General features: G+C 70.6%; 12 protein-coding genes and 2 pseudogenes. 7 read left to right on the top strand and 7 right to left on the bottom strand.

Translation table 11 applies throughout. From position 1 onward, the window contains the following. Positions 1 to 15: 15 nt before the first annotated feature. The 4 genes from OHT57_RS33520 to OHT57_RS33505 are packed head-to-tail and all read right to left on the bottom strand — an operon-like array spanning position 16 to position 4,364. Complete coding sequence (locus tag OHT57_RS33520; protein ID WP_328750462.1) at positions 16 to 678, bottom strand: GTP-binding protein; 663 nt, start codon at positions 676 to 678, stop codon at positions 16 to 18. After that, positions 659 to 1,063: a DUF742 domain-containing protein gene (locus tag OHT57_RS33515; protein WP_328750461.1), complete on the bottom strand. Its 405-nt coding sequence runs from the start codon at positions 1,061 to 1,063 to the stop codon at positions 659 to 661. Before OHT57_RS33515 ends, OHT57_RS33520 begins: the two co-directional genes overlap by 20 nt. Beyond that, the gene (locus OHT57_RS33510; protein ID WP_328750460.1) at positions 1,060 to 1,563 is read right to left on the bottom strand and encodes a roadblock/LC7 domain-containing protein; all 504 of its coding nucleotides are present in this window, start codon (positions 1,561 to 1,563) and stop codon (positions 1,060 to 1,062) included. Before OHT57_RS33510 ends, OHT57_RS33515 begins: the two co-directional genes overlap by 4 nt. After that, on the bottom strand, positions 1,560 to 4,364 hold the full coding sequence (locus OHT57_RS33505; protein WP_328750459.1) for a sensor histidine kinase: 2,805 nt from the start codon (positions 4,362 to 4,364) through the stop codon (positions 1,560 to 1,562). The genes OHT57_RS33510 and OHT57_RS33505 overlap by 4 nt, the downstream gene beginning before the upstream one ends. 372 nt (positions 4,365 to 4,736) lie before the next feature. Between OHT57_RS33505 and OHT57_RS33500 the strand changes: the two genes are divergently transcribed. Continuing rightward, positions 4,737 to 5,546, top strand: a complete 810-nt coding sequence (locus tag OHT57_RS33500) for a hypothetical protein (RefSeq protein WP_328750458.1) — start codon at positions 4,737 to 4,739, stop codon at positions 5,544 to 5,546. Positions 5,547 to 5,594: 48 nt separating this feature from the next. On the opposite strand, the gene OHT57_RS33495 is transcribed toward OHT57_RS33500, so the two are convergent. Further along, positions 5,595 to 6,089, bottom strand: coding sequence for a MarR family winged helix-turn-helix transcriptional regulator (locus OHT57_RS33495; RefSeq protein ID WP_328750457.1), 495 nt, complete (start codon positions 6,087 to 6,089; stop codon positions 5,595 to 5,597). 235 nt (positions 6,090 to 6,324) lie between these two features. Between OHT57_RS33495 and OHT57_RS33490 the strand changes: the two genes are divergently transcribed. After that, positions 6,325 to 7,188, top strand: a complete 864-nt coding sequence (locus OHT57_RS33490) for a lysozyme (RefSeq protein ID WP_328750456.1) — start codon at positions 6,325 to 6,327, stop codon at positions 7,186 to 7,188. 92 nt (positions 7,189 to 7,280) lie between these two features. Here the strand turns inward: OHT57_RS33490 and lon are convergent, their stop codons facing one another. After that, positions 7,281 to 9,698: an endopeptidase La gene (gene lon / locus OHT57_RS33485; RefSeq protein WP_328750455.1), complete on the bottom strand. Its 2,418-nt coding sequence runs from the start codon at positions 9,696 to 9,698 to the stop codon at positions 7,281 to 7,283. Between the two features lie 204 nt (positions 9,699 to 9,902). Here lon and OHT57_RS33480 point away from each other — a divergent pair, with 204 nt between their 5' ends. After that, entirely contained in the window at positions 9,903 to 10,712 is an 810-nt protein-coding gene (locus OHT57_RS33480) for a GNAT family N-acetyltransferase (RefSeq protein WP_328750454.1), read from the top strand. 415 nt (positions 10,713 to 11,127) lie between these two features. After that, positions 11,128 to 11,217: pseudogene (locus OHT57_RS33475) on the top strand (GNAT family N-acetyltransferase); the annotation flags it as partial. Positions 11,218 to 11,235: 18 nt separating this feature from the next. Here OHT57_RS33475 and OHT57_RS33470 read toward each other — a convergent pair. Continuing rightward, the gene (locus tag OHT57_RS33470; protein WP_328750453.1) at positions 11,236 to 12,060 is read right to left on the bottom strand and encodes a rhomboid-like protein; all 825 of its coding nucleotides are present in this window, start codon (positions 12,058 to 12,060) and stop codon (positions 11,236 to 11,238) included. A gap of 169 nt (positions 12,061 to 12,229) precedes the next feature. On the opposite strand from OHT57_RS33470, the pseudogene OHT57_RS33465 reads away from it, so the two are divergent. From OHT57_RS33465 to OHT57_RS33455, 3 genes and pseudogenes are all read left to right on the top strand, one after another. Beyond that, a pseudogene (locus tag OHT57_RS33465) lies at positions 12,230 to 12,882 on the top strand (spermidine synthase). 123 nt (positions 12,883 to 13,005) lie between these two features. Beyond that, positions 13,006 to 13,743 (top strand): response regulator transcription factor, encoded by a 738-nt coding sequence (locus tag OHT57_RS33460; protein ID WP_328750452.1) that lies wholly within the window; start codon positions 13,006 to 13,008, stop codon positions 13,741 to 13,743. Then, the gene (locus OHT57_RS33455) at positions 13,740 to 14,846 is read left to right on the top strand and encodes a HAMP domain-containing sensor histidine kinase (RefSeq protein WP_328750451.1); all 1,107 of its coding nucleotides are present in this window, start codon (positions 13,740 to 13,742) and stop codon (positions 14,844 to 14,846) included. Before OHT57_RS33460 ends, OHT57_RS33455 begins: the two co-directional genes overlap by 4 nt. Positions 14,847 to 15,098: the final 252 nt, after the last annotated feature.

The raw sequence follows: 15,098 nt of genomic DNA, 5'->3' as shown, positions 1-15,098 counted from the left end.
GGCTCCTGACCAGGGCTACTCGGGGGTGACGTCCAGTGCGTGGCGGACGAGGGAAAGGAGCGTCTCGATCACCGAGATCTTCCGCCGCGCGTCCATGATCATGACAGGTATGTGGGCGGGGATCGTCAACGCCTCCCGCACATCGTCCGGTTCGAAGCGGTCACTGCCGTCGAAGTGGTTGACCGCGACGACGTAGGGCATCCCGCAGCCGTCGAAGTAGTCCAGCGCCGGAAAGCAGTCCTTGAGCCGTCTGGTGTCCGCGAGGACCACCGCGCCGATCGCTCCGCGCACCAGGTCGTCCCACATGAACCAGAACCGCTCCTGGCCCGGCGTGCCGAAGAGGTAGAGCACCAGGTCGTCGTCGAGCGTGAGGCGGCCGTAGTCCATGGCCACGGTGGTGGTGGCCTTCTCCGGGGTGCCGGTGAGGTCGTCGACCTGCTCACTGGCCTCGGTCATCAGCGCCTCCGTCTGGAGGGGCTCGATCTCCGAGACGGTGCCCACGAGGGTGGTCTTGCCGACGCCGAAGCCGCCGGCCACGACTATCTTCGTGGCGATGGGCGCCCGGGTGCGGTCCGTCTGCCAGGACTTCAGGTTGTCGTCGGTCTCGGCATCGACGAACGGGGTGACGCCGAAGCCGCCGAAGGAGGCGGCCGCGGTGTCAGAGACGACGGAGTCCACTCAGCACCCTTTCCAGCAGAGCGCGGTCGGGACGGCCCGTGCCATGACCGGTCCCGGTGCCGTACACACGGATCTTTCCCTGGTCCGCGAGGTCGCTGAGGAGCACACGGACCACGCCGAGCGGCATCTTCAGCAGCGCGGCGATCTCGGCCACCGTGCGCATCCGGCGGCACAGTTCGACGATGGCCCGCAGCTCCGGCATGACCGAACGCAGCGAGCCGTTGCTCAACTCCTTGCGCTCCTCGGGGGCTTCGAGAGCCGCCACGAAGGTCTCGACCAGGAGGACGTGACCGAAGCGGGTGCGGCCACCGGTGAGGGAGTACGGACGGACGCGGGCGGATTTACGGTCGCCGCCGCGGACCGGGAGCCCGGGCCTGTTCGTCATCGGGCGTCCTCCGTCCCGTCGTTCTCCAGCGACTGCCGTAGCTCGCTGCGGAGTTCGGGGGTCAGGACGTGACCGGCCCGGCCGACGAACAGCGCCATGTGGTACGCCACCACGCTCATGTCGCAGTCCGCGGTGCCGTGGACACCGAGCAGCGAGCCGTCGCTGATCGACATCACGAAGAGGCTGCCGTCGTCCATCGCGATCATGGTGTGTTTGGTGGAGCCGAAGTCCATGAGCTTCGCGGCGCCGAGCGTGAGGCTGCCGATGCCGGAGACGATGGTCGCGAGGTCCGCGGAGGAGCCACGGGGGCCCGAGGGCTTCCCGTCACGTGCCTCACGTGCTTCCGCGTTCCGCTCGGCGTCGGAGGAGAGCAGGAGCAGACCGTCCGAGGAGACGACGGCCACGGACTGGACGCCCGGTACCTCCTCGACGAGATTGGTCAGCAGGAAGTGGAGATTGCGGGCTTCACGACTCAGTCCGAAGGTACTGGGCGCGGTCAACTGCTTGCCTCCTCGGCTGTGCCCCCCGTGAATTCTTCGGATGCGGTGCTGTGCGTGTCGGGCAGTCGGGTCTCGCCGGTCTGTTCCTCGATCTCCGCCGCCACGTCGCGGTGACCGGCCTCCGCCCCCCGGCGGAAGCCACCGAGCCTGCGGCGGAGGGCTTCGGCGTCCACCGCGCTGTTGCGCTGACGGGGTGCCGGGGCGGACGCGGTGATCTTCGGGGTGCGCTTGGGGAGGCCCTTGTCGGTGAGGGGCTCTTCGTCGGCGCGGGTGTGTTCCTCGTTCGCGGTACCGACCGCACCGCTTTCGTCGTCGGGTTCGACGAGTCCGCTGGGTGCGTAGGGCACATGGGGTTCGTGCTGTTCATGGGGTTCGACGGCTTCGTGGGCCTCGTCGGCCCTGGGGGCGCTCCGGGCCTCGACGGGTTCGCCGGCCGTCGGCTCCGGTGGTACCGGGGCAAGGAGTTCCATCGTCGTTTCGGCGGGGGACTCCGGCTTGCCGTGTTCCGTCGGTTCGTCCGCCGCCGCCTCGCGTACGGCCTCCTCCGCAAGCGTCACCAGCGGGTCGGCGGACTGCGAACGACCGTTCAGGACATTGGAGTTGACCTCCGCGTCCGCTCCCGGGAGGGAGAAGGAGTGGGTCGCGCCGGTCACCGGGCCGCCGACGGCCGGGACGGCGGACGTGGGGGCGGCGGTGAGCAGGGTCTTCGGGAGGACGACGACCGCGGCCACGCCTCCCTGCTTCTGCTCGCGCAGCTGCACGCGCACGCCGTGCCGGTGGGCGAGGCGGGCCACCACGTACAGGCCCAGGCCGAGTCCCTCGTCACCGTCGTCGTACGACTCGTACGCGGCCTCCGGGTCGAATTCGGCGAGCCGGGAGTTGAGGGTGCTCATGCGTTCGGCGGTCATGCCGATGCCCTCGTCCTGGACGGAGAGCATGACCTCGCCGCTCTCCAGCAGCCAGCCGGAGACCTCGACGGGCAGGTCGGGCGGGGAGAAGGAGCTGGCGTTCTCCATCAACTCGGCCAGCAGGTGCGAGAGGTCGTCCGCGGCGAACCCGGCCACGTGGGCGTGCGGCGGGAGGGCCGCGATACGGACCCGTTCGTAGCGCTCGATCTCGCTCACCGCGGCCCGCACGACGTCGACCAGTGGGACCGGGCCCGCGCTCTGCTGCACGTGCTCCGTACCGGCCAGGACGAGGAGGTTCTCGCTGTGCCGGCGCATGACGGTGGCGAAGTGGTCGAGCTTGAAGAGGGTGGCGAGCCGGTCGGGGTCCTGCTCGCGCTCCTCCAGGCCCTCGATGACCGCGAGTTGACGCTCGACGAGACCCAGGGTGCGCAGGGCGAGGCTGACGAAGGTGCCGCCGATGGTGGTGCGCAGCCGCGCCAACTGGGCGGCGGAATCGGTGAGTTCGCCCTTGAGCTGCTCGCGCGCGTCTGCCATCTTCTGCCGCTGTCCGACCAGGTGCTTGCGGTCGGCCTCCAGGGTGGTGACCCGCTCGGCGAGGGCGACGGAGTGCGCGTGCAGGGCGTTGACGGAGCGGACGACCTGAGCGAACTCGTCGTTGCGGCCCGTGAAGGCGACCGCTTCCTCGGCGGTGGGGTCCTCGGCCCCGGCGAGCCGGGCGGAGCCGCGGCGCAGCACGGACAGCGGGCGGGTGAGGGTGCGGGCCATGGCGGTGGCGATGCCGACGGCGAGCAGCATCAGCGCGCCCAGGACCGCGACCCGCAGCTCAAGCGCGGTGACGTCGTCGTCGCGCAGCTGGGCCAGCTCCTTGACGCGGCGCTCGAACAGCGCGGACTCGGCGCCGCGCATGAGGTCGACGCGGGCGGAGAGGGCCGCGTCGAGCTTGGCCGTGCCGGTGCCCAGGTCGCCGGTGGTGAGGGTGGGCTGGTCGGTGAGGACGGCGAGGTACTTGTCGGCGGAGTTGACCTCGGGGCCGGTGACCGTGGAGTCGTAGCTCGCCTTGGCGGCCGCGGGCGCGGAGTCCTGGAAGTCGGCGAGGGCGGCGTCCGAACGCAGCCGGGCCTGCTGGGCGGTGGCACTGAGCGCGTCGCGCTGCTTGGCGTCGGCGGCCGAGGACACCTTCTTGGTGCTGGTGAGGCCGGTGATCGGGTCGTAGTCGCTCTGGGTCGACGTCGGCACGCTGAGCGCCGCGAGCAGCAGTCCGCGGGTGGCGGCGGCCTGCTGTACGGCGGAGTCCAGTTCGGCGAGGGAGTAGGCGCCGGAGCCCGCGCGGGGCGGCATCCGCTCGGCCAGTTCCTCCGCGAGCCGGTGCAGTTCCGTGATGGCGGCGGAGTAGGCGTCGTGCGCTTCGAGGGCGGTGCTCTTGCCGGTGAGCGCGGACCGTCGTACGGCGGTGATGTCGTCGAGGTCGGCGCGCAGGGCCGTGGAGACGTCGGTGTCGGCGCGCAGTTCCTCGACCTGGCGGTCGACGCGGGCGCTGGACTGCTCGGTCGGTGCCTTCGCCTTGAGGCGGCCGGCGGCGATGTAGGAGGTGACCTCGTCGCGTTCGTCGGCGAGCGAGTGGGCGAGCGCGAGCGCGTCCTGGGTCTGTCCGGCGAACGTCACCAGGTCCTGGGAGTCGTGGAGTTCTGAGGACGCGGTGATCAGGGACGGGGCGCCGGCTCCGGCGACGGCTGCGGCCACGACGGCGGCGGCGAGAATCAGCCGCGTGCGGACGTGAGTGGCGCGGCCCTTGCCGACGGGAGTCCCGGGGGTGCCGGGCGTGGCGGCTGTGCGCTCCGCGCCCGTGCCGGAGGCCGTCTGCTTGCCTGTGCGACGAGGCCGCGTCTTCTGCACCGCTGCTCGCATTCCTGAACTCGTGAAACCCATGGGCCCGGGGTGACGCTCCGTCAACTGGCGTGCACACCGGGGTACGATTCCCGACCCTCCCAGCGCCGGTGGGCGGTGGCCGCGCATCGCCGGGGCCGCCACCCGAAGGAGTGAACCCCGGAGGGGAGTTGGCGGGCAAGTTCCTGCGGTAGACGCACGGACCCTGTGCGATCTGCCGGTTGGACGCCGACCACGACCGGTGGCAGTATTCGCCAGCACGTCCGCCCGGAGCAAACCATTCCACCTCAAACCAGGCGCCTGACCTGCGCGACTGCGTCAATTCCGCGCCCGTTGCCACTCTTTGGCGAAGCTTGTGGAGGGCTCGTGCAGACTGGCTGAATGCGTACGGAACTTGTCTCCGAGCCCGGCGATCCGAACCGCCCCAACGAGGACTTCGCGAGCGTCGCTCTACCCGCGTCCGGGCGGGGCGGCGTACTGATCACCCTCGACGGAGTCACCCCTCCCGACGGCCCGACGGGCTGTCCGCATTCCGTCCCCTGGTTCACGGCACGCCTCGGCGGGGCACTGACCGAACTGGCCGTTTCGCTCATGGATGTTCCGTTGGCCGAGGTGCTGTCGCGGGCGATCGCGCGCACGGCGGAGGCCCACGGAAAGGGCTGTGACCTTTCTCACCCGCGTACGCCCCAGGCGACCGTGGTGATGGCGCGCTGGTCCCCGTCGAGGGTCGAGTACCTGGTCCTGTCGGACTCGGCGCTGCTGGTGGAGGCCCCGGACGGCACGGTGACCCCGCATCTGGACGACCGCCTCTCCCGCCTCCCCCGCGCCTCCCTGGCCACGGACGCGCTGATCGACGCCGACCTCCGCAACAAGGAGGGCGGCTTCTTCACGGCGGCCGCGGATCCCGCGGTGGCGGAGCGAGCCGTCACGGGGGTGCTGCCCCGCTCCTCCGTCCGCACCCTGGTGGCCATGACGGACGGGGCGACCCGGTGGGTGGAGAAGTTCCAGGAGGGCGGCTGGGACGACTGCTTCACCTTCGTACGGAAGGAAGGGGCACGGGCCCTCGTGGAGCGCGTACGGGACCTGGAGCGGGGGGACGCGCAGGAGCGGGCGTTCCTACGGCGGAGCAAGACGCACGACGACGCGACGGTGGTGTACGCGGAACTGGACCGGGCGCCGGGCTCGCCCTGAGGTACTGGTCTCCGTCAGGCCTGGGGGCTCGGGCGGGACGCCCGGGCGCTACCTCTCCATTCCCCGGTTCAGCTGGTGCAGCAGGCGTGCCAGTTCGGTGACCTCGTCGGAGTCCCAGTGCGCCAGTCGGCCCGCGTACCGGGCCCGCCGTGCGTCGCGGACGCGTTTCACCCGGGAGCGGCCCTCCTCCGTGAGGTCGACCAGCCAGGCACGACCGTCCGCCGGATCGGGCTCGCGGGTGACCAGGCCCAGTTCCTCCAGGGCCCGCAGCTGGCGCGACATCGTGGCCTTGCCGACGCCGATGTAGCCGGCCAGTTCGGTGGCTCGCTGACGGCCGCATTCATCCAGACGGACGAGCAGACCGTAGGCCGCCGTCTCCAGGTCGGGGTGGACCTCGCGGGCCATCTCCCCCTGATTGGCCCGCGCACGTCGCAGCAGAACGGTCAACTCCCGTTCGAGAGCCAGGAATCCGGGCTGGTCCACACCGCCCGGTGACGCCTCGGCGCCACCCCTGCGCCCGCCGCCGTTTCCTTCTTCGTGCACGTCAGCCCCTGCCTCGGATTTCCCGGTCCTGAAGGTTTCCGCCAAATTGCGCCATCGCCGCAGCTCCGCAAGTATTTCGCAGGGCTGGACCAACGGCAGCCTCCGGTCCCCCTTCCCGCCCCCTCGTCCCCGTACGTAGCGTCTCCACCGGGCAGCCACTGGCATGCGCATGCCAGATTCAGCACGGCCCCGCATGTTCCCTTTACGAGCATCACCGAGCCTTCGGAGGCACGCCATGCCCGTGCACAGACCCGGACCGATATCCGCCCGGCGCCTCTTTCTCGTCGGACTCCTGCTCACCGCGCTCTCCCTGCTGCACCTCCCCGCCTCGACCGCCGACTCCTCCGAGAAACCCGGAGTGTCCGAGTCCGCCGAGGCCACCGCCACCCCGGCCCGCGGCTCCGCCCGCATGGGTATGGGCGTCGTCACGCATGACGGCCGGGGCGGTCTTCCCACCGGCACCCGCGCCGCCGCCCAGGCGGAGGGCGTCGACGTCGCCAGCTACCAGGGCAACGTCTCCTGGTCGACCCTGTGGAACAGCGGGGTCCGATGGGCGTACACCAAGGCGAGCGAGGGGACGTACTACACGAACCCGTACTTCGGCCAGCAGTACAGCGGCGCCTACGGCGTCGGAATGATCCGGGGCGCCTACCACTTCGCCACCCCCGACACCACGAGCGGCGCAACGCAGGCGAACTACTTCGTCGACCACGGCGGCGGCTGGTCCCAGGACGGCAGGACGCTGCCCGGCGTGCTCGACATCGAGTGGAACCCGTACGGCGACGCCTGCTTCGACAAGAGCCAGAGCGCGATGGTCACCTGGATCCGTGACTTCCTGAACCAGTACAGGGCGCGGACCGGCCGGAACGCCGTCATCTACACGGCCACCAGCTGGTGGACCCAGTGCACCGGCGACTACGGCGGCTTCGCCTCGGCCCACCCGCTGTGGATCGCGCGGTACGCGTCGACCGCGGGGACGCTCCCGGCGGGCTGGAACACGTACGCCATGTGGCAGTACACCTCGTCCGGACCGACGGTCGGCGACCACGACCGCTTCAACGGAGGACTCGACCGGGTGCAGGAACTCGCCAACGGCTGAGCCGCTACGCGGACACGGCGAAGAGCGGACACGGCGAAGGCCCGGGCCTCCCTCACGAGAACCCGGGCCTTCACCTCATCCAGTCACGTCCGTCACGCCGCGACCGGAACCTTCGGCGCGACCCCGTTCGTGGCCGGGGCCAGCGCCAGCTCCAGGACCTGTCGGACGTCGGTGACGGCGTGGACGTCGAGCTTGTCCAGCACCTCCGCCGGGACGTCGTCCAGGTCGGCCTCGTTGCGCTTGGGGATGATCACGGTCGTCACCCCGGCGCGGTGCGCGGCGAGCAGCTTCTGCTTCACGCCGCCGATCGGCAGGACCCGGCCGGTCAGCGAGACCTCGCCGGTCATGGCCACGTCCGTGCGGACCAGTCGGCCGGACAGCAGCGACGCCAGCGCCGTCGTCATGGTGACGCCCGCGCTCGGACCGTCCTTCGGGACCGCGCCCGCCGGGAAGTGGATGTGCACACCCCGGTCCTTCAGATCGCCCACCGTCAGTTCGAGCTCCGCGCCGTGCGAGCGCAGGAAGGACAGGGCGATCTGCGCGCTCTCCTTCATCACGTCACCCAGCTGGCCGGTCAGTGTCAGACCCGCCGCGCCCGTCTCCGGGTCGGCCAGCGACGCCTCGACGAAGAGCACGTCCCCGCCCGCTCCGGTGACCGCGAGGCCGGTGGCGACACCGGGGACCGCCGTACGGCGTTCCGCGGGGTCCTGTGCCGACTCGGGCACATGGTGCGGACGGCCGATCAGACCGCGCAGTTCCTCGTCCGTGACCGTGAACGGCAGTTCGCGCTCGCCGAGTTCGTGCTGGGCCGCCACCTTGCGCAGCAGCCTCGCGACGGACCGCTCCAGGGTGCGGACGCCCGCCTCACGTGTGTACTCGCCGGCGAGCTTGCGCAGGGCGCTCTCGTCGATGACGACCTCGTCGGCCGCGAGCCCGGCCCGCTCCAGTTGGCGCGGCAGCAGGTGATCGCGGGCGATGACGACCTTCTCGTCCTCGGTGTAGCCGTCGAGGCGGACCAGCTCCATACGGTCGAGCAGGGCCTCCGGGATGGCCTCCAGGACGTTCGCCGTCGCCAGGAACACGACGTCGCTCAGGTCGAGTTCGACCTCCAGGTAGTGGTCGCGGAAGGTGTGGTTCTGCGCCGGGTCCAGTACCTCAAGGAGGGCCGCCGCGGGATCACCGCGGAAGTCGGAGCCCACCTTGTCGATCTCGTCGAGCAGGACCACCGGGTTCATCGACCCGGCCTCCTTGATCGCCCGTACGATCCGGCCGGGCAGCGCGCCGACGTACGTCCGCCGGTGTCCGCGGATCTCCGCCTCGTCCCGCACACCGCCGAGGGCGACGCGGACGAACTTGCGACCCATGGCGTGCGCGACGCTCTCGCCGAGGCTGGTCTTTCCGACCCCGGGAGGCCCTACGAGTGCGAGTACGGCACCGCCGCGCCGGCCGCCGACGACCCCGAGCCCCCGGTCGTTGCGGCGCTTGCGGACCGCCAGGTACTCGGTGATCCGCTCCTTCACGTCCTGCAGGCCCGCGTGCTCGGCGTCGAGGACCGTCTTGGCGCCCTGGATGTCGTACGCGTCCTCGGTCCGCTCGTTCCACGGCAGTTCGAGGACGGTGTCCAGCCACGTGCGGATCCAGGATCCCTCGGGTGACTGGTCGGAGGACCGCTCCAGCTTGTCGACCTCCTTGAGCGCGGCCTCCCGCACCTTCTCCGGCAGGTCCGCGGCCTCCACACGCGTGCGGTAGTCGTCGGACTCCTCGCCGTCCTGCTCGCCGTTGATCTCCCGCAGTTCCTTGCGTACGGCTTCCAGCTGACGGCGGAGCAGGAACTCCCGCTGCTGCTTGTCGACGCCCTCCTGGACGTCCTTGGCGATGGTCTCGGCGACGTCCTGCTCGGCGAGGTGGTCGCGGAGGTGTCCGGTGGCGAGCTTGAGGCGGGCGACCGGGTCGGCGGTCTCCAGCAGTTCGACCTTCTGCTCGGTCGTCAGGAACGGTGAGTAACCGGAGTTGTCGGCGAGCGTGGAGACGTCGTCGATGGCCTGGACCCGGTCCACGACCTGCCAGGCACCGCGCTTGCGCAGCCAGGCGGTGGCGAGGGCCTTGTACTCGGTGACCAGTTCGGCGACATGGCCGGGCAGCGGTTCGGGAACGGTCTGGTCGACGCTCGTCCCCTCGACCCAGAGGGCGGCACCCGGGCCGGTCGTCCCGGCGCCGATCCGCACCCGGCTCCGGCCGCGGATGAGGGCGCCCGGGTCACCGTCGGCCAGGCGGCCGACCTGCTCGACGGTACCGAGCACACCGGTGCTCGCGTAGGTCCCGTCGATGCGTGGCACCAGGAGGACCTTCGGCTTGCCGGACTCCGAGCGGGCGGCGGCGGCCTGAGCGGCCTCCACAGCTGCACGTACGTCGGTGTCGTTCAGGTCCAGCGGAACCACCATGCCGGGCAGCACGACCTCGTCGTCGAGCGGCAGCACAGGCAGAGTGAGCGATGTGGACGTCGAAGCCATGATCTCCCCTTCGGCATTCAAGTTGAGCTATGCCGACTCAATGCACGTGAGCCTCTGCATGTTCCCCACCCACCGCCCTGTTCGCTGTGGGCGATCACGACTGCCGGAATCGGCACTTCGGGGCCTATCTTGAGCTCGGTAATAGTTGAAGTTGTTCATCGACTATTACATCTGTCACTGGATCGGCCATTGCGGAGGAGTCACATGGACGGGGTCGTACGGGCATGGGTGGACGGCTGGGTCGTGTCCCGCGGGGCCGCCCCGCCGGAGCGGGAGCCCTGGGGGTTCACGGTCGACGTCGGCCTGGTCGCGCAGGTGTCGCGGCACGTCTTCGCGGCCCTGGGCGACGACGTGGACGAGGAGGCCGTGCGCAAGGTGGCCGACGGGGTGACGGGCACCGGGGTGTGGCTCAAGGTGTTCCAGAACCCGGAGGTGGTCGGGGCCTGGCTGGGCGAGGGCTGGTGGGTGGACCCGGAACCGGGCTACCTGATGACGATCCCCCTGACGACCACACAGGCCGGGCGGACGGGCCGCCTCCCGGACCTGGTTGCGGGCACGGGCACCCCGAAGGCTGAGCAGACCGACGCTCCGGCGGCCGGACGTACGAACGGTCCGCAGACCCGACGCACCGGCACCCCCGGAACAGGACCTGCCGACGCCCCGGCAGCCGCACGCATGAACGTCCCGGACGGCTACCGGATGCGGGTGTGGTCCGCCGGTGGTGCCAGGCGGATGCTCGTCACCGCGCCGGACGGCTCTCTCGCGGCACGTGGCCAAGTCGCCCCGACAGGCGCGACCGCCGTCTTCGACCAGATCGAGACCGCGCCCGCCCATCGCCGCCGAGGCCTGGGCAGCGTCGTCATGCGCACGCTCCAGGCCTCGGCGGCCGCCGAGGGCGCGGAGACCGGCGTCCTCGCGGGAACGCCGGCGGGACGCGCGCTGTACGAGTCTCTGGGCTGGCATGTGGAAGCTCCGCTCACCAGTGCGAAGTTCGTGGGACCGGGCGCTGGGTGACCGTCCGTCGCCGCTTCACGGAAACCCGGAGGCGGCCCGGGACGGCCTCTGTCATGCTGCGCCGGTGATCCACCCGATACCTCCGGATCCGCCACCGGCCGCATGGCGGACAACGCCCGGCCGGCGCTCCGTCTTCCCGGCGGCCTCGGATCTGGTCCCCGGCGCACCGCGGACGTCTGCGGCCCGGTGACCGCGAGCCACCATCCGGCCGAAGGACGGGCCGAGAGGATCACCCGGGCGGACTTCGGCACCACCGCCCATGACGGCCGTACCGAAGCCTCCGCCCGAGCGGCATCGTCAGCCCAGCCGCTCTGAGCGGTCACATCAGGCGGACGGCCGACACACGCGCGTGCACGGCGATGACCGGACCCACCACCCCACCGGACCACACGGGGGACCAGCAACGATGACCACGTCCGACGACAGCGCGCCCATCCTGCGCCGGCTCGGCTTCCACGCGGTGACCACGACGACGCCGTACGTCTGGACGCCGCCAGGCCGCTGACAGCAGCGCCGGGGGGGGCTAGCTGTTCGGAAGGGGACGACGCGCACGGTGCGACCGTCGCACCAGGGGCCAGGTCGCGACGCCGATCGTGAGGGCGATCAGGTGGCCCCAGTCGGTCATCGGGTCGGTGAAGGCGATCAGGTCCGCCACCAGGATCCAGCCGAAGAGAGCGAGCAACGGCCAGCGCAGCCACGGCCTGAACAGCCCGGTCAGCGCGCCGAGGCTCGCGGCCACGCCGAAGCTGACGCCGTAGTCCAGTCGGTGCAGTGAGCTGGCGGGCAGGTGGCCGACGAGCACCGCGAGGCCGATGGGCACCTCGGTGGCGAGCGTCGCGCCCATGTGCCCGAGGAGGAAGACACCGGCCGTGCGCAGTCCCCCGATCCGTCGCTCCAGCGCGGTGAGGACGAACAGCAGGGCGACGGCGTACGGCGAGAGGATCCCGCCGGCGATCCACAGCGCGCTGGCCGGCAGTACCAGCAGGGGCGTCCGGACGAGGTGCGCGACGTCGGTGCTGGAGCCCTGGTGCAGGGTGTGCACGAGGGCGGGGTCCAGATGCGCGGCGACGAGTGAGACGGCGGCCAGGACGGCGCCGTAGCCGAACGTGAACGGTGTGCCGGTGGGGGTGGGGAGCAGCCGCCGGAGGCGGGGAACGCGAAGCCGGGGCCCGGGCCGGGCGACCGGAACGGCCGCTGCGGTCTGCGGATCCGCAGTCGCCGCCTCCGTCAGGCCCCGCTGCCGGGGCATCCCGTCGAGCAGTACCGCCACATCCGGAAAGGAGGCATCCGGTGCGGGCGGGTCCGAAGGGGGCGCGTCGGAGGGAGCTGTCGGCGCGGTCCGTTCCAAGGTGAGGTGCCCCTTCCGTTTCACCCCAGCCTTCGCGCCCGACCCACCCGCTGTCTGTGACCGACGCCACCTCGCACCCGATTCACAGGTACTTCTCAAGAAGAACGGCCCCGTACGCCGCACCTGCCGGGACGGGCCGACGCCCACCTCGCACGCCGTCCCCGAAGTCCTGGACCGTCGCGAGGGCCCTGGAGGAGAGGTCATCCTGCGGCGCCACGGCAGCTTGCTCCGGATCATCGCCAACGGCGGTTTCCTGACGGCCACTTCGGACGGTCGCTCGGAGCGCGGACTCCGGGACGCGGCGCTCGGCGCACTCGACGGCCGTCCTGATCCGCACGTCCTCATCGGCGGCCTCGGCGTCGGCTTCTCGCTCGCACACGCCGCCGCGAATCCCTGCTCGGGCCGCATCTCAGGGTCGTGGAGCGGGAGCCGCCCGGCGTCGACCGGCACCGCGGGGACAGGCCCGTGTCGGTGCTGCCCATCGAGGCACTCGCCGATCCGCGGACCAACAATCTGGAAACGGATGTAGTCGGATTCGTCAATGAGACATGCGCCACTTTTGACGCGCTCTGCCTCGACATGACCAACGGGCCCGATCGGACGGTCACGGAGGGCGACGGCGGACTCTACGCGCGTGCCGGACTCACAAGCTGCGCAAGGGTGTTGAAGCCGGGCGGAGTACTGGCCGTGCGGTGAGCCCGGCCCTCTGCGGAATTTGCGGGATCACTGGCAAATGCCGGGTTCCGGCAGGTACGTACCGAGGAGATCCCCGTTGCCCGGGGCGTTCCCGACGTCGTCCCTCTCGCCGTCCGACCTGGATAGCAAAGCTGTGGTGACTCCCCGTACTCTGCTTCCCTACGCCGATCATTCAAGCGTCAATCGCAGTCATGCGCAGACAAGGAATCACCCCACATGGTTCCGGAAAGCACTCCCCAGGGGCGGGCGATGGAGCAGACACAGACCTCCCACAACGGTTCGACGGCCACTCCGGGCGCACAGCGCCGGGTCCTGGTCGTCGAGGACGATCCGACGATCGTCGACGCCATCGCGACCCGCCTGCGCGCCGAGGGATTCCTCGTGCAAACGGCGGTCGACGGTCCGTCGGCGGTGGACACGGCCGAGGCCTGGCAGCCGGACCTGCTGATCCTCGACATCATGCTGCCCGGTTTCGACGGTCTGGAGGTCTGCCGTCGCGTGCAGGCCGCCCGTCCGGTGCCGGTCCTCATGCTGACCGCGCGGGACGACGAGACCGACATGCTCGTCGGGCTCGGCGTCGGCGCCGACGACTACATGACCAAGCCGTTCTCCATGCGTGAGCTGGCCGCTCGCGTGCACGTCCTGCTGCGGCGGGTCGAGCGGGCCGCGCTGGCCGCGGCCACACCTCGCTCGGGCATCCTGCGCCTCGGCGAGCTGGAGATCGACCACGCGCAGCGCCGGGTGCGGGTGCGCTCGGAGGACGTGCACCTCACGCCCACCGAGTTCGACCTCCTGGTGTGCCTCGCGAACACCCCGCGCGCGGTGCTCTCCCGTGAGCAACTGCTCGCCGAGGTGTGGGACTGGGCGGACGCCTCCGGCACCCGCACCGTCGACAGCCACATCAAGGCGCTGCGCCGGAAGATCGGCGCCGAGCGGATCCGCACGGTGCACGGCGTGGGCTACGCCCTGGAGACCCCGACGCCATGAGCGACGGTCCGGCCGGCCGGAGAAGCCCCAGGGAGCCCTGGGGCGGCGTGAGCCCTTTCTCGATCAAGACCAAGCTGGGCGCGCTGGTCGTCATCGCGGTCCTCATCACCACCGGGCTGATGATGATCGCGATGCGCACAGCCACCGAGCTGCGCTTCATCACGGTCTTCTCGATGATCGCCACACTGCTGATCACGCAGTTCGTGGCGCATTCGCTCACCGCGCCACTGGACGACATGAACGCGGTCGCCCGGTCCATCTCGCACGGCGACTACACCCGCCGGGTGCGTGAGAACCGGCGTGACGAGCTGGGCGACCTGGCCCAGACGATCAACCGCATGGCGGACGACCTGGAGGCACAGGAACGTCAGCGCAAGGAACTTGTGGCAAATGTCTCCCATGAGCTGCGCACCCCCATCGCGGGGCTGCGGGCAGTGCTGGAGAACATCGTCGACGGGGTCACCCAGGCCGACCCCGAGACCATGCGCACGGCCCTGAAGCAGACCGAGCGGCTCGGCCGGCTGGTGGAGACGCTGCTGGACCTGTCCCGGCTGGACAACGGCGTCGTACCGCTGAAGAAGCGCCGTTTCGAGGTGTGGCCGTACCTGTCGGGCGTGCTGAAGGAGGCCAACATGGTCGCCACCGCACGCGCGGGCATCGCGTCCGGGTCCGGCAGTCACACGCGCAACGACGTCCATCTGCACCTCGACGTGTCCCCGCCGGAGCTGACCGCGCACGCCGACCCGGAGCGCATCCACCAGGTCGTCGCCAACCTCATCGACAACGCGGTCAAGCACAGCCCGGCACACGGACGGGTGACGGTGAAGGCGCGGCGCGGGGCCCTGCCCGAGTCGCTCGAACTGGAGATCCTCGACGAGGGCCCCGGCATTCCGCGCTCGGAGTGGCACCGCGTCTTCGAGCGGTTCAACCGCGGCCAGGTCATGCGGCCGCACGGTCCGGGCAGCGACGGCGGCACCGGTCTGGGGCTCGCGATCGCGCGCTGGGCCGTGGATCTGCACGGCGGCCGGATCGGCGTGGCCGAATCCGAGCGGGGCTGCAGGATTCTTGTCACCCTGCCGGGACTTCCCTCTCTGCCAAGTTGACGTAAAGTTCGACGCGGAGCCACAAGATCCATCTCTGTTCCGCGCTGACGGACACGTGTGATCAGGCAGAGGGCCGCGCGGTCGTCGCGAGGAGCCCCGCCGGGCCCGTCCTTCAGCCATGTCTCACAGCGCGGAACCTCGGTTGTTTCCCGCCATTTCCTGCTGTGAAACCCGCTCTTTCATGTGACTTACACGACGATGGACCGACCCGGCCTGACCTTCGCGGTCTTGGGGGCGTAGCCTTTATTCCCG

The sequence above is a fragment of the Streptomyces sp. NBC_00285 genome (assembly GCF_036174265.1).
GTDB lineage: Bacteria > Actinomycetota > Actinomycetes > Streptomycetales > Streptomycetaceae > Streptomyces.
The sequence above is the reverse complement of the archived record's forward strand: the minus strand, read 5'-3'. Positions and strand labels throughout refer to the sequence as shown.

What these genes read in the sequence shown, in the direction of transcription:
- OHT57_RS33515 (WP_328750461.1), bottom strand. Translation starts at nt 1,063, where the DNA reads ATGACGAACAGGCCCGGGCTCCCGGTCCGCGGCGGCGACCGTAAATCC.
- OHT57_RS33500 (WP_328750458.1), top strand. Translation starts at nt 4,737, where the DNA reads ATGCGTACGGAACTTGTCTCCGAGCCCGGCGATCCGAACCGCCCCAAC.
- OHT57_RS33490 (WP_328750456.1), top strand. Translation starts at nt 6,325, where the DNA reads ATGCCCGTGCACAGACCCGGACCGATATCCGCCCGGCGCCTCTTTCTC.
- lon (WP_328750455.1), bottom strand. Translation starts at nt 9,698, where the DNA reads ATGGCTTCGACGTCCACATCGCTCACTCTGCCTGTGCTGCCGCTCGAC.
- OHT57_RS33480 (WP_328750454.1), top strand. Translation starts at nt 9,903, where the DNA reads ATGGACGGGGTCGTACGGGCATGGGTGGACGGCTGGGTCGTGTCCCGC.
- OHT57_RS33460 (WP_328750452.1), top strand. Translation starts at nt 13,006, where the DNA reads ATGGAGCAGACACAGACCTCCCACAACGGTTCGACGGCCACTCCGGGC.
- OHT57_RS33455 (WP_328750451.1), top strand. Translation starts at nt 13,740, where the DNA reads ATGAGCGACGGTCCGGCCGGCCGGAGAAGCCCCAGGGAGCCCTGGGGC.